The organism is Kribbella aluminosa, from assembly GCF_017876295.1.
Lineage (GTDB): Bacteria > Actinomycetota > Actinomycetes > Propionibacteriales > Kribbellaceae > Kribbella > Kribbella aluminosa.
Map to the genome: position 1 here is coordinate 1,212,965 of NZ_JAGINT010000002.1, position 24,063 is coordinate 1,237,027.

Annotated in this window: 26 protein-coding genes and 1 riboswitch; of the genes, 12 read left to right on the forward strand and 14 right to left on the reverse strand. The window is 68.6% G+C overall.

Annotation, left to right across the window (positions count from 1 at the left end; all coding sequences use genetic code 11):
* Positions 1-19: 19 nt before the first annotated feature.
* Genes JOF29_RS27190 through JOF29_RS27200 form a run of 3 tightly spaced genes read left to right on the forward strand, consistent with a single transcriptional unit; the run spans position 20 to position 2,813 of the window.
* Positions 20-1,144 (forward strand): NAD(P) transhydrogenase subunit alpha, encoded by a 1,125-nt coding sequence (locus tag JOF29_RS27190; RefSeq protein ID WP_209697265.1) that lies wholly within the window; start codon positions 20-22, stop codon positions 1,142-1,144.
* Positions 1,141-1,446, forward strand: coding sequence for an NAD(P) transhydrogenase subunit alpha part 2 (locus JOF29_RS27195; RefSeq protein WP_209697266.1), 306 nt, complete (start codon positions 1,141-1,143; stop codon positions 1,444-1,446). The genes JOF29_RS27190 and JOF29_RS27195 overlap by 4 nt, the downstream gene beginning before the upstream one ends.
* A complete protein-coding gene (locus tag JOF29_RS27200; RefSeq protein ID WP_209697267.1) occupies positions 1,443-2,813 on the forward strand; it encodes an NAD(P)(+) transhydrogenase (Re/Si-specific) subunit beta in 1,371 nt (456 codons plus the stop codon). Before JOF29_RS27195 ends, JOF29_RS27200 begins: the two co-directional genes overlap by 4 nt.
* Before the next feature lie 677 nt (positions 2,814-3,490).
* On the opposite strand, the gene JOF29_RS27205 is transcribed toward JOF29_RS27200, so the two are convergent.
* Together JOF29_RS27205 and JOF29_RS27210 are read right to left on the reverse strand one after the other, a co-directional pair.
* Positions 3,491-3,838: a hypothetical protein gene (locus JOF29_RS27205; protein ID WP_209697268.1), complete on the reverse strand. Its 348-nt coding sequence runs from the start codon at positions 3,836-3,838 to the stop codon at positions 3,491-3,493.
* 56 nt (positions 3,839-3,894) lie between these two features.
* The gene (locus tag JOF29_RS27210) at positions 3,895-4,914 is read right to left on the reverse strand and encodes a helix-turn-helix transcriptional regulator (protein WP_245359498.1); all 1,020 of its coding nucleotides are present in this window, start codon (positions 4,912-4,914) and stop codon (positions 3,895-3,897) included.
* A 223-nt stretch (positions 4,915-5,137) separates the two neighbouring features.
* Between JOF29_RS27210 and purF the strand changes: the two genes are divergently transcribed.
* Positions 5,138-6,700 (forward strand): amidophosphoribosyltransferase, encoded by a 1,563-nt coding sequence (gene purF, locus JOF29_RS27215; RefSeq protein ID WP_209697269.1) that lies wholly within the window; start codon positions 5,138-5,140, stop codon positions 6,698-6,700.
* Between the two features lie 85 nt (positions 6,701-6,785).
* Positions 6,786-7,859: a phosphoribosylformylglycinamidine cyclo-ligase gene (gene purM / locus JOF29_RS27220; protein ID WP_209697270.1), complete on the forward strand. Its 1,074-nt coding sequence runs from the start codon at positions 6,786-6,788 to the stop codon at positions 7,857-7,859.
* 169 nt (positions 7,860-8,028) lie between these two features.
* On the opposite strand, the gene JOF29_RS27225 is transcribed toward purM, so the two are convergent.
* The 3 genes from JOF29_RS27225 to JOF29_RS27235 all read right to left on the reverse strand — a co-directional run bounded on the left by JOF29_RS27225 (position 8,029) and on the right by JOF29_RS27235 (position 10,138).
* Positions 8,029-8,214: a DUF3073 domain-containing protein gene (locus JOF29_RS27225; protein ID WP_131293116.1), complete on the reverse strand. Its 186-nt coding sequence runs from the start codon at positions 8,212-8,214 to the stop codon at positions 8,029-8,031.
* A gap of 205 nt (positions 8,215-8,419) precedes the next feature.
* On the reverse strand, positions 8,420-9,226 hold the full coding sequence (locus JOF29_RS27230; RefSeq protein WP_209697271.1) for an ABC transporter permease: 807 nt from the start codon (positions 9,224-9,226) through the stop codon (positions 8,420-8,422).
* Positions 9,227-9,253: 27 nt separating this feature from the next.
* Positions 9,254-10,138 (reverse strand): ABC transporter ATP-binding protein, encoded by an 885-nt coding sequence (locus JOF29_RS27235; RefSeq protein WP_209697272.1) that lies wholly within the window; start codon positions 10,136-10,138, stop codon positions 9,254-9,256.
* 142 nt (positions 10,139-10,280) lie between these two features.
* On the opposite strand from JOF29_RS27235, the gene JOF29_RS27240 reads away from it, so the two are divergent.
* Positions 10,281-11,471 (forward strand): sensor histidine kinase, encoded by a 1,191-nt coding sequence (locus JOF29_RS27240; RefSeq protein ID WP_209697273.1) that lies wholly within the window; start codon positions 10,281-10,283, stop codon positions 11,469-11,471.
* A complete protein-coding gene (locus JOF29_RS27245; protein ID WP_209697274.1) occupies positions 11,468-12,124 on the forward strand; it encodes a response regulator in 657 nt (218 codons plus the stop codon). Before JOF29_RS27240 ends, JOF29_RS27245 begins: the two co-directional genes overlap by 4 nt.
* 4 nt (positions 12,125-12,128) lie before the next feature.
* On the opposite strand, the gene JOF29_RS27250 is transcribed toward JOF29_RS27245, so the two are convergent.
* The 3 genes from JOF29_RS27250 to JOF29_RS27260 all read right to left on the reverse strand — a co-directional run bounded on the left by JOF29_RS27250 (position 12,129) and on the right by JOF29_RS27260 (position 14,844).
* Positions 12,129-12,371 carry a hypothetical protein gene (locus JOF29_RS27250; RefSeq protein WP_209697275.1) on the reverse strand — a complete coding sequence of 81 codons (243 nt, stop codon included), beginning with the start codon at positions 12,369-12,371 and terminating at the stop codon, positions 12,129-12,131.
* A gap of 184 nt (positions 12,372-12,555) precedes the next feature.
* Complete coding sequence (locus JOF29_RS27255) at positions 12,556-13,419, reverse strand: C40 family peptidase (RefSeq protein WP_209697276.1); 864 nt, start codon at positions 13,417-13,419, stop codon at positions 12,556-12,558.
* A riboswitch (cyclic di-AMP (ydaO/yuaA leader) is annotated at positions 13,419-13,586 on the reverse strand. (Overlaps the previous gene by 1 nt.)
* A gap of 295 nt (positions 13,587-13,881) precedes the next feature.
* Positions 13,882-14,844 carry a threo-3-hydroxy-L-aspartate ammonia-lyase gene (locus JOF29_RS27260; protein ID WP_209697277.1) on the reverse strand — a complete coding sequence of 321 codons (963 nt, stop codon included), beginning with the start codon at positions 14,842-14,844 and terminating at the stop codon, positions 13,882-13,884.
* A gap of 96 nt (positions 14,845-14,940) precedes the next feature.
* Here JOF29_RS27260 and JOF29_RS27265 point away from each other — a divergent pair, with 96 nt between their 5' ends.
* Positions 14,941-15,303 (forward strand): YciI family protein, encoded by a 363-nt coding sequence (locus JOF29_RS27265; protein ID WP_209697278.1) that lies wholly within the window; start codon positions 14,941-14,943, stop codon positions 15,301-15,303.
* 65 nt (positions 15,304-15,368) lie between these two features.
* Here JOF29_RS27265 and JOF29_RS27270 read toward each other — a convergent pair whose 3' ends face one another.
* Positions 15,369-15,554: a YegP family protein gene (locus JOF29_RS27270; protein ID WP_209697279.1), complete on the reverse strand. Its 186-nt coding sequence runs from the start codon at positions 15,552-15,554 to the stop codon at positions 15,369-15,371.
* 95 nt (positions 15,555-15,649) lie between these two features.
* Positions 15,650-16,312 (reverse strand): TetR/AcrR family transcriptional regulator, encoded by a 663-nt coding sequence (locus JOF29_RS27275; RefSeq protein WP_209697280.1) that lies wholly within the window; start codon positions 16,310-16,312, stop codon positions 15,650-15,652.
* A 95-nt stretch (positions 16,313-16,407) separates the two neighbouring features.
* Here JOF29_RS27275 and JOF29_RS27280 point away from each other — a divergent pair, with 95 nt between their 5' ends.
* From JOF29_RS27280 to JOF29_RS27290, 3 genes are all read left to right on the forward strand, one after another.
* Positions 16,408-17,832, forward strand: a complete 1,425-nt coding sequence (locus tag JOF29_RS27280; RefSeq protein ID WP_209697281.1) for an MFS transporter — start codon at positions 16,408-16,410, stop codon at positions 17,830-17,832.
* Between the two features lie 41 nt (positions 17,833-17,873).
* A complete protein-coding gene (locus JOF29_RS27285) occupies positions 17,874-18,485 on the forward strand; it encodes a tyrosine-protein phosphatase (RefSeq protein ID WP_209697282.1) in 612 nt (203 codons plus the stop codon).
* A 93-nt stretch (positions 18,486-18,578) separates the two neighbouring features.
* Entirely contained in the window at positions 18,579-19,052 is a 474-nt protein-coding gene (locus tag JOF29_RS27290) for a GNAT family N-acetyltransferase (protein ID WP_209697283.1), read from the forward strand.
* Here JOF29_RS27290 and JOF29_RS27295 read toward each other — a convergent pair.
* Positions 18,999-20,204 (reverse strand): hypothetical protein, encoded by a 1,206-nt coding sequence (locus JOF29_RS27295; RefSeq protein ID WP_209697284.1) that lies wholly within the window; start codon positions 20,202-20,204, stop codon positions 18,999-19,001. The genes JOF29_RS27290 and JOF29_RS27295 overlap by 54 nt on opposite strands.
* Positions 20,201-21,331 (reverse strand): hypothetical protein, encoded by a 1,131-nt coding sequence (locus JOF29_RS27300; RefSeq protein ID WP_209697285.1) that lies wholly within the window; start codon positions 21,329-21,331, stop codon positions 20,201-20,203. Before JOF29_RS27300 ends, JOF29_RS27295 begins: the two co-directional genes overlap by 4 nt.
* A gap of 316 nt (positions 21,332-21,647) precedes the next feature.
* Here JOF29_RS27300 and JOF29_RS27305 point away from each other — a divergent pair, with 316 nt between their 5' ends.
* Positions 21,648-22,268, forward strand: coding sequence for a hypothetical protein (locus JOF29_RS27305; RefSeq protein WP_209697286.1), 621 nt, complete (start codon positions 21,648-21,650; stop codon positions 22,266-22,268).
* Here JOF29_RS27305 and JOF29_RS46105 read toward each other — a convergent pair.
* Both JOF29_RS46105 and JOF29_RS27315 read right to left on the reverse strand, forming a co-directional pair.
* Positions 22,260-22,676 carry a nucleotidyltransferase domain-containing protein gene (locus JOF29_RS46105; protein WP_209697287.1) on the reverse strand — a complete coding sequence of 139 codons (417 nt, stop codon included), beginning with the start codon at positions 22,674-22,676 and terminating at the stop codon, positions 22,260-22,262. The two genes, JOF29_RS27305 and JOF29_RS46105, sit on opposite strands and share 9 nt — an antisense overlap.
* Positions 22,677-22,911: 235 nt before the next feature.
* Entirely contained in the window at positions 22,912-23,892 is a 981-nt protein-coding gene (locus JOF29_RS27315) for a VOC family protein (RefSeq protein ID WP_209697288.1), read from the reverse strand.
* Positions 23,893-24,063: the final 171 nt, after the last annotated feature.

The window sequence follows — 24,063 nt, forward strand, 5'->3', positions numbered from 1 at the left end:
TTGGCATAGGTTTCGGCGAGTGAAGATCGCAGTCGTACGGGAGACCAGACCGGCCGAGCGCCGGGTCGCGCTGGTGCCGGAACATGTCGCGAAACTGATCGAGCTCGGCTACGAGGTCGCGGTCGAGCCGGCCGCCGGTGAACGCGCGCTGTTCTCCGACGACCAGTACCGCGCGGCGGGCGCCGAGGTTGCCTGGGGTGCCGATCATGCCGCCACCATCGTGGCGTCCGTACAGCCGCTGGAGCGCGAACGCCTGCAGCGGCTGCACGCCGGTACGGCGCTGATGTCGTTCCTGCCGACGAACCCGCCGGATGTGGTCCGCACCGCAACGCGGGCCAAGCTGACGGCGTTCGCGATGGAGCTGATCCCGCGGATCTCCCGGGCCCAGTCGATGGACGCCCTGTCCTCGCAGGCGCTCGTCGCCGGGTACCGGGCCGCGATCGTCGCCGCCGAACGGCTGCCGCGGTTCTTCCCGCTGAACATGACCGCGGCCGGTACCGTCCCGCCGGCCCAGGTCGTGGTCCTCGGCGCGGGCGTCGCCGGACTGCAGGCGATCGCCACCTGCAAGCGCCTCGGCGCCGTCGTCAAGGCGTACGACGTCCGCACCGCCGCCGCCGAGGAGATCGCCTCGATGGGCGCCGTGCCGATCGAGCTCGAACTCGGAACCCTCGACGGCCCCGGCGGGTACGCCCGCGAGATGACCCCCGAACGCGCGCAGCTCCAGCGTGATCTGCTGACGCCGTACGTCGCTGCGGCCGACGTCCTGATCACCACCGCTGCCGTGCCGGGCCGGACCGCGCCGATGCTGGTCACGCGGTCCATGGTCGAGCAGATGAAGCCCGGCTCCGTGGTCGTCGACCTGGCGTCCGAGCAGGGCGGCAACGTCGAGGGCTCGGTCGCCGGTACCGAACTGACGATCGGCGACGCACTGGTCTGGGGCGGCGCGAACGTGCCGTCGCAGATGGCCGGCCCGGCCTCCCGGCTGTACGGCCAGAACATCGCGAACCTGATCCGGTTGATGACGCGGAACGCCGCCTTCGACCCGGACTTCGAGGACGAGATCGTCCGCGGCTGCTGCGTGACCCACGACGGCAGTGTGCTGCACGAGCCGACCCGTGCCCTGCTGGAAGGACCCCAGGCATGAGTGAATCGATTGCGCTGCTGACGATTTTCGTCCTCGCGGCGTTCGTCGGCGTGGAGGTGATCAGCAAGGTCTCCTCGACGCTGCACACCCCGTTGATGTCCGGGGCGAACGCGATCCACGGCGTCATCCTGGTCGGCGCCATCATCGTCACCGGCGCCACCAACTCGGTGATCGTGATGATCGTCGGGCTGCTGGCCGTCGTACTGGCGACGGTCAACATGGTCGGCGGGTTCGTGGTCACCGACCGGATGCTGGAGATGTTCAAAGGTCCGGGGGCTCGCAAGAAGGAGCTGCACAAGTGATCCCCACCTGGGCCCAGATCGGCTATCTGGTCTCCGCGGTCTGCTTCATCGTCGCGCTGAAGGCCCTGTCGTCGCCGCGCAGCGCTCGCACCGGCAACCTGATCGGCGCCGCCGGTGCCGTGCTCGCGGTGCTGATCACGTTCGCCGCCTACAAGCCGAACCACCTGGCGCCGATCCTGATCGCGCTGATCATCGGCACGATCGGCGGGGTGATCGGCTCCCGGCGCGTGCAGATGACGCAGATGCCGCAGCTCGTTGCCTTGTTCAACGGTGTCGGCGGCGGCGCGGCCGCGCTGGTCGCGTTGCTCGAGCTCGGTGAGGTGACCGCCGACGCGACCGTCGCGGCGATCGCGACCGCGTTCACGATCCTGGTCGGGGCGATCAGCTTCGCCGGTTCGGTGGTGACGTTCGCCAAGCTGCAGGAGCTGATGACGACCCGGCCGGTGACGTTCCCGGGCCTGCCGGTGCTGTTCGTCGCGTCGCTGCTCGGCGGCCTGGCGCTCGGCGTCTGGCTGGTGTCGGACCCGCGCGTGTGGGTCGGCGTACTGCTCTGCCTCGTCGGTCTCGCGATCGGCGTGATGCTGGTGCTGCCGGTCGGCGGTGCCGACGTACCGATCGTCATCTCGCTGCTGAACGCCTTCACCGGTCTGACGGTGGCCGCGGGCGGATACGTCCTCGGCAACACGCTGCTGCTGGTGGCCGGCACGCTGGTCGGCGCGGCCGGTTCGTTGCTGACCAAGCTGATGGCGAACGCGATGGGGCGGTCCGTCTTCAACATCCTCTTCGGCGCCGTCCGTGGCGGATCGACGCTCGGCGCTGGTACGGCGTCCGACCGGCCGGTGATCTCGGCGGGTCCGGAGGATGTCGCGATCCTGCTCGGGTACGCGAACAAGGTCATCATCGTGCCCGGGTACGGGCTGGCCGTCGCGCAGGCGCAGCACACCCTGCGCGACCTGGTCGAGGAACTGCACAGCCGCGGGGTGAAGGTCGACTACGCGATCCACCCGGTCGCCGGCCGGATGCCGGGCCACATGAACGTGCTGCTCGCCGAGGCCCAGGTCCCGTACGAGCAGCTCCGCGAGATGGACGACATCAACGGCGACTTCAAGACGACGGACGTGGTGCTCGTCGTAGGCGCCAACGACGTCGTCAACCCCGCCGCCCGCAACACCCCGTCCGCCCCCATCTACGGCATGCCGATCCTGAACGCCGACGAGGCCCAGCGAGTCATCTTCCTCAAACGCTCCATGCGCCCCGGCTTCGCCGGCATCGAAAACGAACTCCTCTACGACCCCCGAACCACCCTGCTCTTCGGCGACGCCCGAGACTCCCTGACCAAACTCCTGGCCGCCCTAAAAACGGTCTAGCCCAATTCAGTACCGGAAAGCCGCGCTCCCATCCGGGCGCGGCTTTCCTGCGTTCATCCGGACGACCTTCAGTTTCGTGGAGGTCGGCCGTACCGGGAGCCGAGGTGGCGCCGAAGCGACCGCGACGTCAGGGGTTCACCTTTCACATTGCCCGTTCACCCTCCTCACACCGTTGGTGAAGGGGCACTGTGACGGGTGAACCTCTCAAATGCCGCCCATTGCAAGGGAGCCGGGCCGCACCAGCGGTGGACGCCCGCGCAGGCGAAAGTGCCTCGGACCTCGGTCTACAGCCCCGCTTCGGGAGGTTTTGCGTGCGTCCGTACCGAGAGTCCGGGCGGCGCACCCATTCCTCTCGCCCTTCCCCCACCAAGGAGAACACCTTGTCCTGCCATGCGACGCCCCTTTCCCGAGCCTGGGACTGGGGCTAATCCATCCATCCACCCACCCTGCTGCGGCGCCCGAACCCGCAACCGATGGTGCAACTCGAATCTTTCCACCGAGGCCCACGATAAATTTCAAGATCTCAGGTATCCCTGGTCGCTTCCAGTACGATTCTGGATAGACGTACCGAAGCTCTATACCGCGCTCAAGATGTGGCCGGTCGGTAAACGTGTCGGGATTCCAGTTGGTTGTAGGCGCATCCCGCACCAATCCCCAGATTTCTCTGGCCGGAACCTTTACATTCTCTGGTTGGCGATTTCACGCCCCTCGAGGATCTCGACATCGCCGCTTCTTCGCTGCACCAGGAAGTTCGCTAGGTCGGCGGTGAACCGGTTCGCGGCGAGTCGGTCCGAGCGGAGTTGCTCGCTCAGTACGTCGATTTCCTGCTGACGGCTTTCGGCAAGGCGGCTGAAGATCAGCGCTGGGTCCAGTGGATACTCGACGCCCTCGACCCAGCTCTGTACGACAAACCCGAGGTCGCGCAGGCGCTGCAGCTGCTGGGAGGTCTCGTCCTCGGTCTGTCGGAGCTCGGCGGCCAGTTCGTTCAGCCGGGTCGCACGCCCGAGCTCCGGCCGCTGCAGCAAGGTCCGGTAGACCGCGAGTAGGTCTTCCGTCAGGGCCGAGGAGTCGAACTACGGCGTCAGACCCAGCCGCGTTTGGCCGCGGCTACTCCGAGTTCGAAGCGGCTGGCGGCGTCTAGGCGTTCGGAGAGGTTGGCGGTGATGCGACGGGCGGTGCGGAGGGAGATGCCGAGGAGACGGGCGACTTGCTCATCCTTGGCGCCGCCGGCGAGGAGACGCAGTACTTCGGACTCGTGGGGTGTCAGCGGCGTCTCGTCGTCGCGGTCGTCCGGGTCGAACAGTTCCGCGGCGCGAGACCAATAGGCGTCGAACAGCGCGAGGGCCATGGCGACAACAGCCGGTGTGCGGTGGATTACCGCGCCGGCAGTCGGGTTCTCCGGGTCCATCGGCATCATCGCGATCTCCCGGTCAAAGAGAAGGAGGCGCATCGGCAGCGTCGGCGTCACTCGAACCTCGCCGCCCAGTCTGTGCATCGTCTCGGCGTACTCCACCGCCTGTTTCGAGGCGGTCATGCTCTGGAGGTACACCGTCTTCATCTTGAGACCGCGTTCCAGCAGTTCGAAGTCGGGCGAGCGCTCCGACTTCGGCAGCGATTCGTCGAAGTGCGCCGGCACCAGGCCCCAGAATGTGTCCTTCGCCTTCAGTGCGAGCTCTTCGATTCGACGGGATGCGTTCGCGCGGCCCTTGAGCACCTCGACATCCCCGCTGCTCCGCGAGGTCAACAGTTCGTTGTACTGCTCTGCGATGACCTCGGCGGACGCTTCGGCTTCTTTCAGCTCACCGAGTGCCTTGCCCAGTTCGGTGCGGCGCCGTTCGGCGAGGCCGGTCAGCCCGACCCGAGGGTGGACTGCGTGTTCACCTTCCGGATTGGTCCAGGTCGGCACGAGCAGTTCGAGCTTTCGAAGCTTGTCCAGCAGTTCGTCCACCTCACTGGGCGAACGGTCTACTAGCGCCGCAATCTGCTCGGGCGTACTGTCTGGGTGGCTGAGAAGGGCGTGATAGACCGCAAAAGTGGCTTCGTCCACCCCCAGCGGCTCGAGCACGATCTTTCTCCTCCAGAACTTGTCGGAACCGACCATATACAGACAGCGTCGACAAAGAGGACACATAGGTCGGTTCCGGATTATTTCGAAGGGTCAGAGTGTGATCAAGAAGCTGCTGGCTGTAGTCGGCGTTGCGCTGCTCGCAGTTGCCGCCACCCCACTGACCGCGTCGGCGACGAGCGAGAGCCCGGCTTGTCAACTGGTCCAGGCCTGCTGGTAGTTGGAGCGGGCACTGCGTCGTGTCCCGTAGACTGTTGGTGTGGCTCGTGGCGATGGTCGGCTTACTCATGAACTCGACCCGCAGGATCTGGGTCCGCAGGACGCTTGTGGCGTCTTCGGGGTCTGGGCGCCGGGTGAAGAGGTTGCCAAACTGACGTACTTCGGGCTCTACGCCTTGCAGCATCGGGGGCAGGAGTCGGCGGGGATCGCGGTCAGTAACGGGAGCCAGATTCTCGTGTACAAGGACATGGGGCTGGTCAGCCAGGCCTTCGACGAGGCGACCCTGGCGTCGCTGCGGGGGCATATCGCGATCGGTCACTGCCGGTACTCGACGACCGGGTCCAGTGTCTGGGCGAACGCGCAGCCGACGTTCCGCAGTACGGCGACCGGCTCGATCGCGCTCGGGCACAACGGGAACCTGACCAACACCAGTGAGCTGGCCGCCAGTCTCGCCGGTGAGGGTGATCTGGATCTCGGTCTGGACGCCGAGGTCGACCACGCGAAGGCGAACGCCAAGCACGGCGCCTCGAGCGACACCGACATCCTGACCTCGATGCTGGCCGGCTACCCGGACCTGACGATCGAGCAGGCCGCGGCCCGGATCCTCCCGAAGGTCAAGGGCGCGTACAGCCTGATCTTCATGGACGAGAACACGCTGTACGCCGCTCGCGACCCGCAGGGCATCCGCCCGCTGGTGCTGGGCCGGCTGGAGCGCGGCTGGGTGATCGCGAGCGAGACCGCCGCGCTGGACATCGTCGGCGCGTCCTTCATCCGTGAGGTGGAGCCGGGCGAGATCGTCGCGATCGACGCCGAAGGGCTCCGGTCGACGAAGTTCGCCGAGCAGGACCCGAAGGGCTGCCTGTTCGAATTCGTGTACCTGGCCCGCCCGGACACCCAGATCTCCGGTCAGCGGATCTACTCGACCCGGGTCGAGATCGGCCGCAAGCTCGCCAAGGAGCACCCGGCCGAGGCCGACCTGGTGATCGCGACCCCGGAGTCCGGTACGCCGGGTGCGATCGGGTACGCCGAGGCGTCCGGCATCCCGTACGGCTCCGGCCTGGTCAAGAACGCGTACGTCGGCCGGACGTTCATCCAGCCGAGCCAGACGATCCGCCAGCTCGGCATCCGGCTGAAGCTGAACCCGCTCCGCGAGGTGATCGAGGGCAAGCGCCTGGTGGTCGTCGACGACACGATCGTCCGCGGCAACACCCAGCGTGCCGTGATCCGGATGTTGCGCGAGGCCGGCGCGAAGGAGATCCACGTCCGGATCACCGCGCCGCCGGTGAAGTGGCCGTGCTTCTACGGTATCGACTTCGCCAGCCGCGCCGAGCTGATCGCGAACGGGCTGAACACCGAGGAGATCTGCCGCTCGCTCGGCGCCGACTCGCTCGGGTACATCAGCCTGGACGGACTGGTCGAGGCGACCACGGTGCCGATGGACCGGCTCTGCCGCGCCTGTTTCGACGGTGTGTACCCGGTCGCGCTGCCGGACCCGGAGCAGCTCGGCAAGCACCTGCTGGAGGACCCGCTGCGGACCGACGCGGACGGTTTGGCGACGGTGTCCGGTGGTGCCGGCGCCGCCGACGCGCTCAGCCGCCCGTAACCAGAACCGAAGCCGGACCACGTGCGCCGGTCCGTCAGACTGGGTGCCGCCAGGAGTACCGAGCCGTGACAGGGAGAGCAGAACAGTGAGCGAAGGGGCGAGCTACGCCGCCGCCGGGGTCGACATCGAGGCCGGTGACCGGGCCGTCGAGCTGATGAAGGAGTGGGTGGCGAAGGCGACCCGCCCCGAGGTGGTCGGCGGGCTCGGCGGGTTCGCCGGGCTGTTCGACGCGACCGCGCTGACGTCGTACCGGCGGCCGCTGCTGGCGACGTCGACGGACGGGATCGGGACCAAGGTCGCGATCGCGCAGAAGCTGGACAAGCACGACACGATCGGGTTCGACCTGGTCGGGATGGTCGTCGACGACCTGGTCGTGTGCGGCGCGGAGCCGCTGTTCATGACCGACTACATCTGCACCGGCAAGGTGGTCCCGGAGACGATCGCGCAGATCGTGAAGGGCATCGCCGAGGCGTGTGTCGAGGCCGGTACGGCGCTGGTCGGCGGCGAGACGGCGGAGCACCCGGGCCTGCTGGAGGCGGACGAGTACGACGTCGCGGGCGCGGCGACGGGTGTGGTCGAGGCCGACGAGGTGCTCGGCGCGGAGCGGGTGCGCGCGGGCGACGTCGTACTGGCGATGGCGTCGTCGGGGCTGCACTCGAACGGGTACAGCCTGGTGCGGCACGTGTTCTTCGACCGGGCCAAGTGGACGCTGGACCGGACCGTCCCGGAGCTGGGGACGACGCTGGGCGAGGTGCTGCTGACGCCGACCCGCGTGTACGCGAAGCATTGCCTGGAGCTGATCCAGGAGCTGAACGACGGCGACGACAAGCCGTTGCATGCGATGTCGCACATCACCGGCGGCGGGTTCGCGGCGAACCTGGCCCGGGTGATCCCGGACGAGCTGTCGGTCCGGATCGACCGGTCGACGTGGACGCCGGAGCCGATCTTCGGGCTCGTCGGACTGCTCGGCGACGTACCGCTGCCGGAGCTCGAGAAGACGCTGAACATGGGCGCCGGCATGGTCGCCGTCCTGGACCCGTCGTCGGCCGGCGCCGCGATCCAGGCGCTGGCGTCCCGCGACATCCCTGCCTGGGTGTGTGGCGAAGTCACCGCAACCGCAGGCGGCACCGTCACGCTCGAAGGCACGTACGCCAACTAGCGCACCTCGCCACCTGCGAGCGGATCCCGATCGAACCGTCCGACGCCTCGGGCTGCTCGGTCTACTGATCCGCCACAGGTGGTGCTGGTGTGATGGAACACGTCGGGCGCACGGTGAACTGCTCAGCCACCCCACGAGGGGCGCCTGAGCAGCTCAGCCGGGCTAATGCTTACCGACGGGGGTGGTAGTCGTCGGCGTCGTCTCCGTCGCCGTCGTTGTCACCGTTCGCAGAACGGTCGCCACCCTGGTCACCGGACAGCTCACGCTTGAGCTGGTCCAAGTCGGTGTCCCAGGTGCGGTACTTCAGGTCGCGTGCGACCTTCGTCTGCTTGGCCTTTGCACGGCCGCGCCCCATAGCGTCGACCCCCTCGCACAAGTCAACCGGGTACGCTGCGTGGCGCCCACGGATCAGTCGTCAGTAATCGTGGTTCAAGGATACCCGGAGCGGCGGATCGACACACGCACCGCCCCCTCGTCGGGCCTCGCAGAGGTTGGATCACAGCATCGGCGAGGTGGGCCGATCCCCTCAAACCGGCCCACCTCGCCGCGTCCGGTCCCCGCTACTTGACCTCGCGACGTGAGCTTGCCCACAGTCCGACGATGGTCGGCAGGACGATCCAGACCCCCACCGCGGTGAGCGTCTCCGCGGCCATTCCGTGCAGATCCCGCTCCGCGATCCGGCCGAGCGCGCCGAACACGTCGAGCCACTTCGCGTTGTCCTTGAACAGCGCCGGCCCGGCCAGCGACCAGGCGGTCGGCGCGATGAAGTACATCAGGATCGCGACCGCGGTCTGCGGGACCACCGCACCGAACGCGGCACCCATCACGACGTTCAGCGCGACCGTCAGGTACGCGCCGGCGAGCTGCCCGCCGAGCCCGGCGTACGACGCGGTGTGATCGGTGGCCGCACCCGCCACCGCCGTGGTCGCGAGGGTCAGTACGACGACCCCGGTCAGCACGACCGCGCTCAGCACGATCGCCGACACGAACTTGGCCAGCTGCACGCGCACCCGGCGCGGCGACAGCGTGAACGTGGTCAGCGCGGTCCGCTGGGTCCACTCCGACGTCATCGTCATCACACCGATGACCGGCAGCAGCAGCATCACGCCGGTGATCGCGGCGCTCAGGAAGAAGTCGAATCCCGCCGGCCCGGTCCGCAGGTGGGTCAGCTGCCAGGCGAGGGCGGCGAGCGCGATCAGCAGGATCGCGGCGATCAGCACCCGGCCGCTGCGGGTGTTGACGGACTTGCGGAGCTCGATCGTGACGAGCTTCAGGAAGGACTGGCCGCGGGCGGGCGGCAGGCTGGTCGCCACCTCGCTGCGGTGCTTGGCGTTCGTCGCCGGCGCGACATCGGTCACGGTGCTCATGGAAGGTCTCCCGGAAGAAGTCGGTGATCAGGCGGCGGCGGGTGCGGCGGTGAGCTGGAAGAACAGGTCCTCCAGGCCGGCGCCGTCGCTCTGGCGGAGTTCGAGAAGGATCTGACCGGCAGCGGCGGCGGCGCGCCCGACCTGCTCGGCGGTGGCGTCGACGCGCAGCGCGCCGTCCGGCGTCCGGTCGACCTGCAGGCCGGCGGCGGTCAGCGCCGTACGGAGTCCGGCCGGGTCGAGACCGCGGACCAGCGTGCCGGAGCCGGCCAGCAACTCGTCCAGCGAGCCGTTGGCGACGATCCGGCCGCCGCCGATCACGACCAGCCGGTCGACGGTCGCCTGGACCTCACCGAGCAGGTGGCTGGACAGGATCACGGTGCCGCCGCGGGCGGCGAAGTCCTGCAGCAGCCCGCGCATCCAGCGGATGCCCTCCGGGTCCATGCCGTTCGCGGGCTCGTCGAGGATCAGTACGGCGGGGTCGCCGAGCAGCGCGGCCGCGATGCCGAGCCGCTGCCGCATACCGAGCGAGTACTGACCGACGCGGCGCTTCGCGGCGTGGCTGAGTCCGACCGCCTCGAGCATCTCGTCGGCGCGGGTCTTCGGCACCCCGAGCAGGCTCGCGTTCAGCAGCAGCGTCTCGCGGCCGGTGCGGCCCGGGTGCTGCGCGGCGGCGTCGAGCATGACCCCGACGACCCGCCCCGGGTTCGGCAGCTCGACGTACCGCTTGCCGCTGATGGTCGCGGTGCCCGAGGTCGGCGGCGTCAGGCCGGTCAGCATCCGCAGCGTGGTGGACTTGCCGGCCCCGTTCGGCCCGAGGAAGCCGGTGATGCTGCCCGGCTGGACGGTGAACGAGACGTCCTGGACAGCCGTGGTGCTGCCGTAGCGCTTGGTCAGGTTCTCGACGGTGATCATGGCAACGAGTCAACCGTCGGCGACCCCCTCCGCACATCGGACGACCGGCTGCTCCGACCCCCTACGAAAGTCGTCCGTCCGGGTCCGGAACCTACCCGGAAGGGGGAGGTGATCGCGTCGCCGGTCGAACTACAGTGACGGAATGCGACGGTTGCGCCGGTGGTACGCCTGGTGGTTCAGGCATGCCCCGCGCCTGCGCGACATCCTGTACGTCGGCTTCAGCCTGCTGACCATCGTCCTGCAGGCCGCGTCCGGCTCCGGCGGCTGGAGCCCCAAGGACTGGTACGTGCTGGGTGCCGGCATCGTCGCCTCGGTCGCGCTGTTCTGGCGCCGGCGCTTCCCGGTGACCGTCACCGCGATCGCCGTCCTCGCGATGCTCACCGGGGGAATCTTCGTCCCGATGGGCCTTGCGCTGCTGACGTTGTCGATCCGCCGCCGCGACTACGCACTGGCCGTCCTCGGCGTCGCGGCGTACGCCGCCTACGTCCTGAACAGCTGGGGTGGCAAGGGATCGATCTGGGTGCAGGTCTTCACCGCGCCGTTCCTGGTCGGCACCTGGATCGCGATCGGTGCGTACGTCGGCGCCCGCCGCGACCTGATGGCGTCCTGGCGGGACCGGGCCGAGCGGGCAGAGGCCGAGCGTGAGCTGCGCAGCGAGCAGGCCAGGCTCGGCGAGCGGGCCCGGATCGCGCAGGAGATGCACGACGTGCTCGCGCACAAGGTCTCGCTGATCGCGCTGCACGCCGGCGGCCTGGAGGTGAACCCGACGGTCGGCGCCGACAAGGTCGAAGGGTCTGCCCGGCTGATCCGCGAGACCGCACGACAGGCGATGGAGGACCTCCGCGAGGTCCTCGGCGTACTGCGGACCGACGTCAGCGTGGCGGGTGCCGACCTTGCCCCGGTCCCGAAGGCATCCGACCTGGAACGGCTGATCACGGCGTCCCGGGACGCCGGGGTGACGGTCGGGTATGACGGTGCGCTGCCGGACGACGTACCGGTGGCGGTCGGCCGGACGGTCTACCGGGTCGTCCAGGAGTCGCTGACCAACGTGCACAAGCATGCCCGCGGCGCCGCGACCGACGTACAGGTGCACGGTGCTCGGGGAGCGGGCGTGACGGTCAGGGTGACGAACGTACGGCCGGTGGCCGCCGGCTCGCTGCTGCCCGGTGCCGGCGCCGGGCTGGTCGGTCTGCGCGAGCGGGTCGAGCTGGCCGCCGGACGGTTGTCCACAGGGCCGACGCCCGACGGCGGCTGGCAGGTCGAGGCGTGGATACCGTGGGACGACCATCGGCAGGACAGCGAGCCGGTGCTCGTGGACGAAGGAGAACGATGACGCGGCTGCTGATCGTGGACGACGAGGCGCTGGTGCGGGCCGGGCTGAAGATGATCCTCGAGTCCGACGAGGACCTCGAGGTGGTCGCCGAGGCCGAGGACGGCGCGGACGCCGCCGCGATGGTCAAGGAGCACCGGCCCGACGTCGTACTGATGGACATCCGGATGCCGCGGCTGGACGGGCTGGCCGCGACCCGGGAGGTGCAGGCGCTGCCGGATCCGCCGAAGATCGTCGTACTGACGACCTTCGACCTGGACGACTACGTGTTCCGGGCGTTGCAGGCCGGGGCGAGCGGGTTCCTGCTGAAGGACACCCCGCCCCGCGAGCTGGTGCAGGCGATCAAGGTGGTGGCGGCCGGGGACGCGATGCTCTCGCCGGCGGTGACCCGGCGCCTGATCGGGCACTTCGCCGGGGACTCGCGCCCCGATCGGCGACGGTCGGCGCAGGAACGGATCAGCAGGCTCACCGAGCGCGAGCGGGAGGTCCTGGTCGAGGTCGGCCACGGCCTGCAGAACGCCGACATCGGCCGGAAACTGTTCATGAGCGAGGCCACCGTGAAGGCGCACGTCTCCCGGGCCTTGGTGAAGCTGGACGCGACCAACCGCGTCCAGGTGGCGATCCTGGCCTACGAGGCCGGACTCCTGGACGACTGACCGACTAGGCCGACTGGTTCCGCCAGGACAGGACGGTGGCGAGGCACACGAGGGCCACGAGGGTCCAGAAGGCCGGGTAGAACCAGCTCGGGGCGTGATGCCAGATGAAGAGCTCGTCACCGGAGCTGAGGAAGACATGGAGCTGGGACTTTCCGGTGGCGTGTGCCCGCTCCACGAGTGCCCGTGTGTAGGCGTAGGTGGTGGCGCCGACCGCGAGGATCCAGAGCACCACGGCCAGTCGTCTCACACACGCCTCCGCTTTCGAAGAGCGGTCAGCGTAGGAGGCAGGGGTGAACAACAGGAAACCGACCCGGGCCGTCGGAGGGGTGGGGGCGACGGCCCGGATCGGTTTCGGATGTCAGCGTGCCCGGGGGAGAGAACGCTGACGACCGGCGGCGCCCATTGGGGGGAAGGCACCCGCCGGTCAGGACTCAGATCCGCCCGAAGGCGACGCTACTGGTCCAGATCTGCGCCTTCGCGACCGGACGGCCCGGCCTCGAGGAGTGCCACAGCATGTTCCCGCCGGCGTAGATGCCGACGTGGTACACACCGCCGCCGCCGTTGCTGAAGAACACCAGATCGCCCGGCTTCGCAGCGCTACGGCTGATGTGCTTGGTCGCGGCGTACTGCTCACGCGCCGTGCGGGGCAGCTTGTGCCCGGCGTACTTGTAGACGTAGCCGGTGTAACCGGAGCAGTCGAAGCCGCTGGTGCTGGTGCCACCGTAGCGGTACGGCGTGCCCTTGAGCTTGGCTGCTTCCTTGAGCACCTTGGCCCGGAACGTGCCGACGCCGGCCGAGGCAGAGCTCGCACCATGGTTGCCGTACAGCACCTTGTGCTTCGCGGCCCAGGTCAGCCGGCCCCAGGTCTTCTTGTCCGTGTAGCCGGTGGCCTTGAGGCCCCAGGACGTCTGGAACTTCTTCAGCACCCGGACGGTGCTGGTGCCGAAGTAGCCGTCCGGACCCAGGTGCAGGGCCTTCTGGACGTACTTCACGGTCGGGCCGGAGTCACCCAGCCGGAGCAGAGGCCGGCTCGGGATGCTCGTGTGACCGCGCTGCTGAGCGGCGGTCATGGTGGCCGCGGACGCGGTCGCCGGGGTGGTGCTGAGGCTCAGCGCGGCTCCACCACCGACAGCGAGGCCGACCGAGAGGACGGCGGCTGCGGCGCGAGGCGCACCGGACCTGCTGGACTTGCTGGACTTGCGGTGCCTCGCAATGGTCCGGCCGGTGGGCCGGTCTGTACTGGATTCAGCGTTGACGGCGCGCGAAAGCGACGTCCGTCGGGCTGTGACGGGCATGGTTGTCTCCCGACGCCTGTGAAGTTAGCTGTCGGGTTCGGGCTGGGATTCATAGCCCGGTCCGCTCCCGCGGACTTCACCCCAGAGTCTCGGCCACTCACGGTCGAGACCCAACTTCCTGGGTCCCCCACCCCTGCCATGTCGTTCGAGGGGAGCACATGGGCCCTGGCAGGGCTCGGCGTTGACCCGTGTGCAGTTCGTGTTGTTTACCGAACCGCCGACGACTGTATAACAGAACGATCACGGCGCAAACCCTTCAATCCACAGAGTCGCTCCCGAAAGGGCCTGAATGGTCCTCTGACGGGTCAGCAAGTGTGGATGAACACCGGGTGTCCTGAGCGCGTCTGAGCGGGGCGCAGGCGTGCACTGAGGGCTTCGATGTGGCCTCGGTCACAGTTGCCGGTGGCTTTCTGTGACGACGGGCACAGAGGGTGGTGAGGGCACCCTAAAGTTCTTGCGCGTTCAGCTAGTTTCCAGCAGCTCGCGGAAGCGTTCCAGGCCTACGTTGCCGCCGGACAGCACCACTCCGACGCGCTCCGGCAGCCCGTGGATCCGTCCGGCCAGCAGTGCCGCCAGCGCGCTCGCCCCGCTCGGCTCCAGGACGATCTTCAGCCGCTCGAACGCGAACGCCATCGCGGCCACGATCTCCTCGTCGCTGACCAGCTCGAACGACTCCACCAGCTGCCGGTTCACCGCGAACGTCAGCTCGCCCGGTGTCGCGATCGCCTGCCCGTCCGCGATCGTCCGCGGTACGTCGATCCGCACCCGCTCGCCGGCCGCCAGCGACCGGGCGTGGTCGTCGCCCGCCGCAGGCTCGACGCCGATCATCCGGATCCCCGGCGACATCAACGTCGCCGCCGTCGCGCAGCCGGCCATCAGCCCGCCGCCGCCGACCGGGACCAGCAGCGCGCCGAGATGCCCGACGTCCTCGATCAGCTCCAGCGCGACCGTGCCCTGCCCCGCCATCACGTCGTAGTGGTCGTACGGCGGGATCAGCGTCCGCCCGCGCTCCGCCGCCAGCTCCTGCGCGAGCGCGGTCCGGTCCTGGGTGTACCGGTCGTAGGTCACCACCTCGGCGCCGTACCCCCGGGTCGCCGCCAGCTTCGTCGGCGGAGCGTCCTCGGGCATCAGGATCACCGCCGACGTCCCGGCCAGGCGGGCCGCCAGTGCGACGGCCTGTGCGTGATTCCCCGACGAGTACGCCGCGACGCCGGCCGCGAGCTGCTCCGGGCCGAGCCGGCTGATCGCGTTGTACGCGCCGCGGAACTTGAAGGCGCCGATCCGCTGGAAGTTCTCCGCCTTCAGGAACACCCGCGCCCCGACCCGTTCGTCGAGCGTCCGCGAGGTGAGCACCGGCGTACGGTGCGCAACCCCGGCGAGCCGGTCGGCGGCGGCCTGGACATCTGTGAGACTCAGCCCATTCATGAAAGAAAACTAGGGCATGTCAAGACGCATCGGCCCGCTCCGTACTGATGGATGAAGGCGCCCGATCGGCGGGGGCCGGGTTCCGAAGGAGACACCGTGAAGTACCTACTGGTCCTGAACATCAACACCGAGGTGCTCGAGGCGCTGCCCGAGGCGGAGCAGCAGGCCATCGGCGCCGGGCACCAGAAGTTCATCGACACCATCAAGTCGTCGGGCGAGTTCCACAGCACGGTCGCGCTGACGCAGCCGTCCGAGTCCGCGGTGGTGAAGGTGCGCAACGGCGTGCCGGCAGTCACCGACGGGCCGTTCGTGGAGTCGAAGGAGTTTCTCGGCGGCTTCTACCTGATCGACGTGGCGTCCCGGGAGCGGGCGGTCGAGCTGGCCGCGATGATCCCGGACGCGGGTATCGAGGGCCTGGGCGTGGAGATCCGCGGCGTGATGTTCGCGGACGGGCTCTGACCCCGGCGAACAAGAATGGGGGTTTCTCCGGTCACCCGGAGAAACCCCCTTGTTTTCTTGAGGTATCAGTCAGTCTGGTCGTCGACGTTCGCCTCCGCGGCGTTCCGCTTGATCGAGTCGATCCCGTTGATCGCGGAGGCCTTGGTCTTGTAGCTCTCGCTGCTGGTCGCGATGATCTCGCCGTTCCCAGCCTTCAAGCGGAACCGGAACTCCCCGGACTTGTCCTTGTACAGCTCGAACTTCCCCGCCATCGGTGTACCTCCATAGAGAGTGGTATCGCTCCGCTTCGGAGCGTAGTCCTCTCGGGGCGGATCGTGTCGCTGAGACACCCGTTCTCAGGGACCGCTCAATCCCGGACGCCGCGGATCCCGGCGACCACCAGGTCGACGCCGACTGCGTAGTACCGGTCCTGGGACGAGGGGCAGACCAGCGCGCCGGCGGCCGAGGTGACCAGCGGGTACTGCGTCGGCGACAGCGCGCCGAGTGCCGCGCGCTTGCGGCGCAGGGACGCCTCGCGGGCCTCCGGATCGCTCACCTCGCGGGCGATCGGGTCCGTGGTGACGAGCGCGATCAGCGAGCAGATCGACTGCCGGCCGATCTCCGCCGCGTCGTCGACCGGGAAGCCGCCCTCGACCAGCAGGCCGAGCGCCCGCTCGGCCAGCGCGAGACCGGGCTCGGCGACCAGGATCCGGGCCAGTGTGAGGTCCGCCAGTCGCGGGTGCGCGCGGAGCGCGTCGACGAATGCGGTCAGCAGCGCGTGCAACTGCTCGTCCCACGGCTCGTCGGTCGGCTCCGGCAGTACGACGTCCGCGAGCAGGCGATCGCCGAGCGCCGACAGCAGATCGTCCTTGTCCTTGAAGTGCCGGTACAGCGCCATCGGCGTGACGTCGTGCCGTGCGGCGAGCTTCCGGAACGAGACAGCGGCCGGCCCCTCGTCGTCGGCGATGGCCAGCGCGGTCTCGACGACCCGCACCGGATCGAGCCGGCGGGCGGTCTCCTTGGTGATCACGTTGACAAGTCTACACCGTAGACCTAGTGTCTACTCCGTAAGCTTACGCCGTATACATACGGCGTATACACCACTCTGAGTAATGAGGTACGGCGATGCGACGCAGTCCTTGGGCCACCCTGGCGTTGCTGGCCCTCGCGCAGTTCATCGTGGTGCTCGACGTGACGATCGTGAACGTCGCGCTGCCCCACATCCAGGCGGACCTGCACTTCTCCGCCGACTCCCTGCAGTGGGTGATCAACGCCTACACGCTGCTCTTCGGCGGCTTCCTGCTGCTGGGCGGCCGGATGGCCGACCTGCTCGGCCCGCGCCGGGTGTTCACCGCGGGGCTGCTGCTGTTCGGTGCCACTTCGCTGATCGCGGGGTTGTCCAACTCACCGGAGTTCCTCATCGGTGCCCGGGCAGTCCAAGGCCTCGGGGGCGCTCTGCTCTCGCCGGCGGCGCTGGCCATCCTGACGATGACCTTCGCCCACAGCCGCGAACGCAATATCGCGATGGGCGTCTGGGGCGGCCTCGCCGGCCTCGGCGGAACGCTCGGTGTCGTCGCCGGCGGGGTCCTGGTGGATTCCTTGAGCTGGCAGTGGGTGTTCTTCGTGAACGTACCGATCGTGCTCGCACTGGTCGCCCTGATCCCGGTCTTCGTGCGGGACGTGCGCCATACGACGGGTCGTCGTACCTTCGACACCTGGGGCGCCGTACTGGGCACGGCTGGGCTGATGGCTGTTGTCTACGGCGTCGTGCGCTCCGAGCCCTCCGGGTGGGGTTCTTTCGAGGTTGTCGGCGTACTGACGGCCGGTGTGATCCTGCTGGGTGCCTTTGTCTTCGTCGAATCGCGGTCGGCTTCTCCGCTGGTCCCGCTGCGGTTGTTCCGGTCGCGGGCGCTCAGTGTTTCCGGCGCTTCGCTGGCGCTGAACGGGGCCGGGTTCCTGTCGATGTTCTTCCTGACCGCGATCTACCTGCAGCAGGTGCGCGGCGACAGTGCGCTCCAGGCGGGTATCCACTTCCTGCCGATGGGCGGCGCGGCGATCGTCGGTGCGGTGCTCGCGTCGCAGCTGGTGCAACGCCTCGGTACCCGGACGGTGCAGCTGGCCGGTGCGGTGCTGAGCGTCGTCGGTCTGCTGCTGCTTTCGCAAGCCAACGCCACGGGTAGCTACCCGAGCCAGTTGCTTCCCGGTCTGATCATCTTCGGCTTCGGCATCATCGGGGTCGGCGTACCGGGTCAGATCAACGCGGTGTCCGAAGTGCGTCCGGTCGAGGCGGGTGCCGCGTCGGGTGTGGTCAACGCGATGTACCAGGTGGGCGGCGCGCTGGGGCTCGCGATCGTCACCACGCTCTCGATCACGCACACCACCAACGAGCTCGCTCACGGCGCGAGCCAGCTGCAGGCGTTGCAGTCCGGGTACGAACGAGGTCTGCTCGCGGCCGCCGCGTTCGCGATCGCCAACGTCGTGCTGACGCTCGCGACCCCGCAGCTGCAGCCCACCTCGGAACAGCTCACCGAAGCCACCGCCGCCGCCTAAAGTTGCACACGGCAACCATCCTTGGTTCTAGGGTGGTTGCCGTGCGCACACTGAACTGGCCGGACTGCGGAAATGCCAGGGACCTCGGCGGCCTGGGCGACGTACGGCCGGGAAGACTGGTCAGAAGCGACAACCTCGACCAGCTGACCGCCGCCGGCCTCGCCGCCGTCGAGTCCGCCGGCATCACGAGATTCGTCGACCTCCGGAGCGCGTGGGAATGCGAGACATTTCCCTCGCCGTACGTCGCGGATCCCCGCTGGTGCAACGTTCCCCTCTGGGACCCGGCGGACCCCGACGTCTCGGACCTCGACCTGTACGAGCAGTACCGCGTCCTCGTGGACGACTACGCCGGCCGCGTCGCCACGGCGATCACCACCATCGCCGAGGCCCCACCCGGCTGCGTGGCCGTCAACTGCCACGCCGGCAAGGACCGCACCGGCGTCGTCATCGCCCTGACCCTCGATCTCCTGGGCGTCCCTCACGACGTCATCGCCACCGACTACGGCACCCCACCCGAAACCATCCTCCGCCTCCTCACCCACGTCCAGCACCGGTACGGCGGAACCCGCACCTACCTCCTCCAGTCCGGCGCGACCGCGGAACAACTAGCTGGACTGCGTACCCGCTTCACCGGGGTGAAACCGGTCACCTGATGTGACATTGTCGGCGGGACGGTTTGGTGATCGGGCCAAACGGCGACACTGGTATGGATGCTGTGCTGCCATCTCCCGAAGGGGTCCGGGACCTTGGAACTCGCCATGCTCGGTGCCGACGACTGGCCGATCGCCCGAGAGGTACGCCTCCGGGCCCTCAAGGACTCGCCAACGGCGTACATCGCCGATTACGAGGAAGAGGTGACCGTCGGTGAGGACCGCTGGCGGGAGCGGTTCACCCGGATGCACTGGGTCGTCGCCCGGGACACGGCCTGGATCGTCGGCATGGCGAGCTCCGTCCGCGTCGCCGGCCGCCCGCCGTACGAACGCCACATCGAGTCGGTCTGGGTGGACCCGCGGTACCGCCGCAACGGCGTACTGCGGTTCATCCTCGCCCAGCTCGCCGCGGCCGAACCCGCCGTCACCGAATGGCGGGTCTGGGTGCTGGACACCAACACGGTCGCACGTCAGGTGTACGACCGACTCGGCTTCAGCCCCACCGGCGAACGCCAGCTACTGGCCGACGGCTCCGGCCGACGCGAGATCCGCCTGCGATTCGGTCGGTAGGCCGTACCCACAAGAGACCCAGTTGGTCAGCCGCAGCTGGCTCAGTGCGTCCTCTTTGCGCTGCCTCGACGGGAGATTGCCGAGCATCTTCTGCCAGAGCTCCTCGTCCTCCTGCCAGCTCTGGATGAACTCCACACACAGGCTCGAGGAGCTGCGGTGCGCCCACGTCCTGGCGGTCTCCAGCGACGTGACGATGCGCGGGAACTCCTTCTCGTCGATCGATGCCTTCGCTCTCCGCACCGCCTCGAGGGTGTCCTCGATGGTCTTCAGCCGGATGCCCTTGAAGCGGTCCCAGTACGTCGGCTCCATCGCGATCCGGAGCTGCTCCTCGAAGGGCATGCCCGGCTGGCTCTCGAATGCCGCGTAGAGCCCCTCGGCCAGCAGGTCGCCGAACTCCTCCCGGGCCGCGCGCTGCGGATCGGCGAACGGGTTGTACGCCAACTGCCGGACCTCGCCGATCTTCGGGATCGCCCGCCGGGCGGCGTACCGGGCGAAGAAGAACCAGTCCTCGTTGTAGATGTCGGCGAAGAACGACAGCTCCGGGCGTTGCAGATCGACGCCGAGGACGGCGCCGCTGACGAACACGTCCTGCGGCGCGACCAAGCCTCGTGCGTGGCAGACCACCGAGTTGTCGGGGAACTCCCGGCTGGCCATCGACGCGACCGGATGCCTGTCGAGGTACCCGGTCAGGCGGTCGACGTCCGTGGACTTGAGACCCCGGATGTCGTCGTCGACGAAGAGGATCTTGTTCCAGCCGCGCAGCCGGCCGTACAGCAGGCCGAGGTTGCGTTTCGCGCTGAGGTCGCTGGACCGGTCGGCCGACGCCTCCAGGAACTTCCGGGCCGAGGTCTTCGGGGCCGGGCACGGCGGCCGGTAGTCCTCAGGCACCTGGATGACCAGGGCCTGGGCGTACAACGTGCTCTTCACTCGTTCGACGACCTTGTCCAGCAGCGCCTCACGGCTGCAGAGGATGACGAGCGGCACGCGCTGGTCGGCGGCCAGCGTGATCACGGGCTGCAGCTCGGCCGCCCGCCGCGCGGCCGGGACCACGATCGCGTCGAGCTTGGTGCCCGCCGCCGGCCCTGCCGGAGCGGAGCCGTCGCAGAGCAGGCCCGCGTGCGACGATCGGATTTGTCGGGATCGGCGGCTCATTCGGTGTCGTCCTCCGGTGACCATTCGTACAGCCGGTTCTCCGCGATCTCCAGGTCGGGCGTGACGGCCTCGCCGTTCACCACCGGGACGCGCATCAGCAGACCGAAGACGCCGCCCGGGAACCTGTTCGCCAGGTACGTCTCGTTGCGCTCGCGGACGGCGTCGTCGGTGAGCGTCCGGACCGCGCCCAGGACGCCGCGGCTGTAGACGCCGTTGCAGATCGTGATGGTCCGGCTGTGGTTGAACGGGTTCGGCAGCCGGGCGAACAACGCGACGTCCTCGACGAGCTCGCGAGGCTTGTCGCCCCGCCAGGCGTCCTGGGCCTGGTCCGCCTCGAGGTCGGCCTTCGACGGCGCGTCGTCCTCGGGGACGTAGTCCTTGCGCTCCTCCCACTGCGGCCGGTACTCCTGACCGTCGCGGGACCGGAAGATCTCGCCGTCGGCCAGGTCCGGGACCGACAGTTGCCGGATCGGCAGGTTGTCGAGAACGCGCAGCAGACGGCTGGTCACCCGGTTCCAGGCGATGCCGCCGATCAGGACCAGGTGGCCGGACAGGTGGTCCGCGCTCACCTCCGACGGCAACCGGTGCCGGACCCGGAGCTCCGGGTTGGACGCGCGGACGTGGCCCCACATCTCGATCAGCGCATCGAGGTCCGCGTAGCTGTACAGCCGGGTGAAGTTCGGGTTGTCCGGGTCGGCGAGCGACGACCGTCCGTCCTCCGGGATCTCCGGGCAGATCAGCGTGATGCGGCCGGATTCGAAGTCGAAGGTGTAGGAGCCGCTGGAGGTCGGCGTACCGGTCTGGTGGTGGCGGATGTCGTCGCGGAGGGCGACGAGTTCGCGGTGCAGGGCGCTGAAGCGTTCGCGTTCGGCGGTGTTCAGCTCCTGTTCGCGGGGCACGCGGTCGGGGACGACCGTCATCGCGAACAGCAGCGCGTACGAGCGCAGCCGCTCCTCCGGGGGCAGCTTCGGATTGGACTGCGACTCCCAGGAGCTGATCGTCGCCACCGCGACGCGGACCTCGCCGGCGCTCAACGCGTTCGACAGGTCCTTCTGGGTCAGTCGCTCGGATTCCCGAAGGTCCCGGAGTCGTCTGGCGAGTCGTACGGCCTCTGGAGAGGGGGCCACTCTCACTCCCGAAATGGTCGACCAACTGCGGGTGCGGCGGGCCGACTGATCGTATACCCGGCTCTACCCGACTTCACCGAGCCCCACTGTAGTGCGGCGTCCGAGGGTCGCTCGTTCGCCGTGCCGTCCGTGGACCGGCGGGGCTCCGGCCTGAGATCGCTCACCCGTTGTTCCTGACAAACTGGCGATTGACCGTAGTTACACCGTAGCTCTACCGTAGTACTGAAGTCGACCTGAAGCCAACTGAAGCTACGCGACTCGCGGACAGATGCGAGAAATCGAGGATCCGGACGGGGTGTTAGTTCAACCTGAGCAGGTGCCCGATGCGCAGATCATCCGCCGTGCCGACGATCGCCACCGGCGACCTCGAGGCGTACCTGTACATCTCACCGACGGCGTCGCACGGCTCGCGCTGCCGCCCGAGCACGACGGACCGGCGTACCGGGTTTTTCGGTTGATCTGGCGTGAGCAGAGTGAGCTGGCCCGGTTGCGTCGGCTGGCGGCGGGTCGGCCGAGCGGGATACCGCAGGACCGGCACATCCTGGTGCTCGCGTTCGTCGAGTACCTGACCTGGCTGGAGTTCGATGCCGAAACCGGGCTGACCGAGTTGCCCGCGGACCGAGAGCCCGTCGCCGAGCTGCGCGAGCGCCGTCGGGACGGGTACCTGCGGAGCGCGACCGATCTGCGGCACCTGCCGTCGCCGCGGACCGGCTCGATGACCAAGACGGTCTGGGATCGCGCCGGTGGATATCACGGTCTGCGCCGGCTGGCCCTGCTGGAGCTCGCGGCGCGACCGGAACCGCCCTGGACCGATTCGTCCGCGCCGGCGAGTTGTCCGGCCCGGAGCGGCGCGCGGATGGCCTGGACGCTGGCCCGGGCCAGCTCCGGACGAAGGTACGGGATGCCGTCCGACGTGTGGGCGATCGCATCAACGTAGGGCCGGCGGATCCTGCGGTCGAGTGAGCAGATCCAGTTCGCCCCGTCGTCGGGGACACGCATCACGTCGACACACCACATACCCGTCGATGGGTCTCGGGCCATGGTCTGCTGGTATTCGAAGGTACGCAGCACCAGCGCCGTCGACAGGCCAGAAGCCCTCCCGGCCTGCGACGAAGAACTCGTAGGCGGACAATCGCTCGCGAATCACGTCGAAGTCCCACAGCGGGGTCGCGATCTCCAGGTCCTCGTGTTCACGAGTCTGGCGCCCCTGGAACAGATCCAAAGCCCACCCGCCGACCACCCACCAACGCGCAGACGTTCCCGCAAGAAGGCCGGCGATCGTCTGCGGGTGCCATGCATCCCACGTCTCCGGCCCCCAATCAAGGTCGACCGGTCCTGTCAGCACTCAGCAATCGTAGAGGCCGAAGCCCTCGCGACCGCCCGCCAAGGCAGGCAGGAGTGCACCTTCCGTGCAATGACGGATGTCCGCTCAGGCGCGAACGGGAATTGACTTCGCGTACCTGCCTTGCGCGGCTCGGCGGGCACCTGTGCTCACGTATTGCGCGGGACCTGGCCGATGAGCCCCAACACCGACTACCACGAGTGGAAGCGCCGCCTTGAAGACTGTTGCCGGGGTCGGCTCATTCGCCCTTGTAGCACAGGCAGAATGGGTGGCCGGCCGGGTCGGCATACACCGGGCAGCTGCCGCCCTGCGGCGGTAGCAGGGTCCCGCCGAGGCCGAGGGCGAGGCGTTCCTTCTCGGCCCGGTCGTCGAAGCCGATGTCGAAATGCATCTGCGGCGGATACGCAGGGTCGGGCCACCGGGGTGGTTGGTAGTGGGGGACGCGCTGCAGGGCGATCATCGGGAGCCGCTCGTCGTCGCGGGCGATCACGATCCGGTCGGGTGAGTCTTCGACCGTACGGGGCATGTCCAGTACGCCGCCCCAGAACCGGGCCAGCGTCGGTGGAGCGGCGCAGTCGATCACCACGCGGACGAGCGTGCCGAATCGGTCCGTGGGTTCGGTGAGGCCGGGGTAGAGGCAGAACGGATGGCCCACCGGGTCGGCGTACACGCGCCAGCCGGGGAAGTCCTTCAGCTTCGTCGCCCCGTGCTCCAGCGCTGCGCGCTCGGCAGCCTCGAGGTCGGCGACGAGCACATCGAGATGGATCTGCGTCGGGTGTGCCGGGTCGCGCCAGCGTGGAGGGCGCATCCGGCCCTCGCCCGGTCCGATCCGTCCGTGGGTGAGCATCGTGTAGAACGCCCGCAGCTCGTCCGCTCGCTCGTCGGGGCAGCCGACAACGACCCAGAATCGTCCGTCCTGCTCGTCGGAGTCGACCGACGTACCGACGACCTTGGCGGCCTGGTCCAGCACCACGCTCACGAACGCCTGTCCACTGTTGCCTTTCAGGACGACGCGGACCATGTGATCGTTGACCCGCCGCGCATTGCTCACGGTCCGGTCCGAACCCGCGAGCTCGTCCACATCCGGCCGCCACGACTCGGCGATCCACGGACCTGGATCCCATCCGACGAGGCCGCTGACCGCGTTGGCCGCTGGTACGTTCGCCTGTTCCAACGCGTCGACCCAGCGGCATGCGACTTCGACGAGATCCTGCGGCATCTCCGCAGTCTCACACCGGCCGGGCAACCCGATCAAGACTCGGCCAGCCCGGGGCTGCTAGACCCGGACCAGCGAAATGGTCGGCGGTCTCGCGACCTGGAACCGCAGCTCAGGGCGGTTTCGAACCGCCAACCCGTCCGCTGCGAAACGTGCTCCAAACCGCTGCGCGAG

Coding starts and splice junctions, on each gene's coding strand:
- JOF29_RS27240 (WP_209697273.1), top strand. CDS start 10,281: ATGCGACGGTTGCGCCGGTGGTACGCCTGGTGGTTCAGGCATGCCCCG.
- JOF29_RS27280 (WP_209697281.1), top strand. CDS start 16,408: ATGCGACGCAGTCCTTGGGCCACCCTGGCGTTGCTGGCCCTCGCGCAG.
- JOF29_RS27260 (WP_209697277.1), bottom strand. CDS start 14,844: ATGAATGGGCTGAGTCTCACAGATGTCCAGGCCGCCGCCGACCGGCTC.
- JOF29_RS27270 (WP_209697279.1), bottom strand. CDS start 15,554: ATGGCGGGGAAGTTCGAGCTGTACAAGGACAAGTCCGGGGAGTTCCGG.
- JOF29_RS27315 (WP_209697288.1), bottom strand. CDS start 23,892: ATGCCGCAGGATCTCGTCGAAGTCGCATGCCGCTGGGTCGACGCGTTG.
- JOF29_RS27210 (WP_245359498.1), bottom strand. CDS start 4,914: ATGGTCGGTTCCGACAAGTTCTGGAGGAGAAAGATCGTGCTCGAGCCG.
- JOF29_RS27195 (WP_209697266.1), top strand. CDS start 1,141: ATGAGTGAATCGATTGCGCTGCTGACGATTTTCGTCCTCGCGGCGTTC.
- JOF29_RS27245 (WP_209697274.1), top strand. CDS start 11,468: ATGACGCGGCTGCTGATCGTGGACGACGAGGCGCTGGTGCGGGCCGGG.
- JOF29_RS27235 (WP_209697272.1), bottom strand. CDS start 10,138: ATGATCACCGTCGAGAACCTGACCAAGCGCTACGGCAGCACCACGGCT.
- JOF29_RS27225 (WP_131293116.1), bottom strand. CDS start 8,214: ATGGGGCGCGGCCGTGCAAAGGCCAAGCAGACGAAGGTCGCACGCGAC.
- JOF29_RS27255 (WP_209697276.1), bottom strand. CDS start 13,419: ATGCCCGTCACAGCCCGACGGACGTCGCTTTCGCGCGCCGTCAACGCT.
- JOF29_RS27295 (WP_209697284.1), bottom strand. CDS start 20,204: ATGAGCCGCCGATCCCGACAAATCCGATCGTCGCACGCGGGCCTGCTC.
- JOF29_RS27230 (WP_209697271.1), bottom strand. CDS start 9,226: ATGAGCACCGTGACCGATGTCGCGCCGGCGACGAACGCCAAGCACCGC.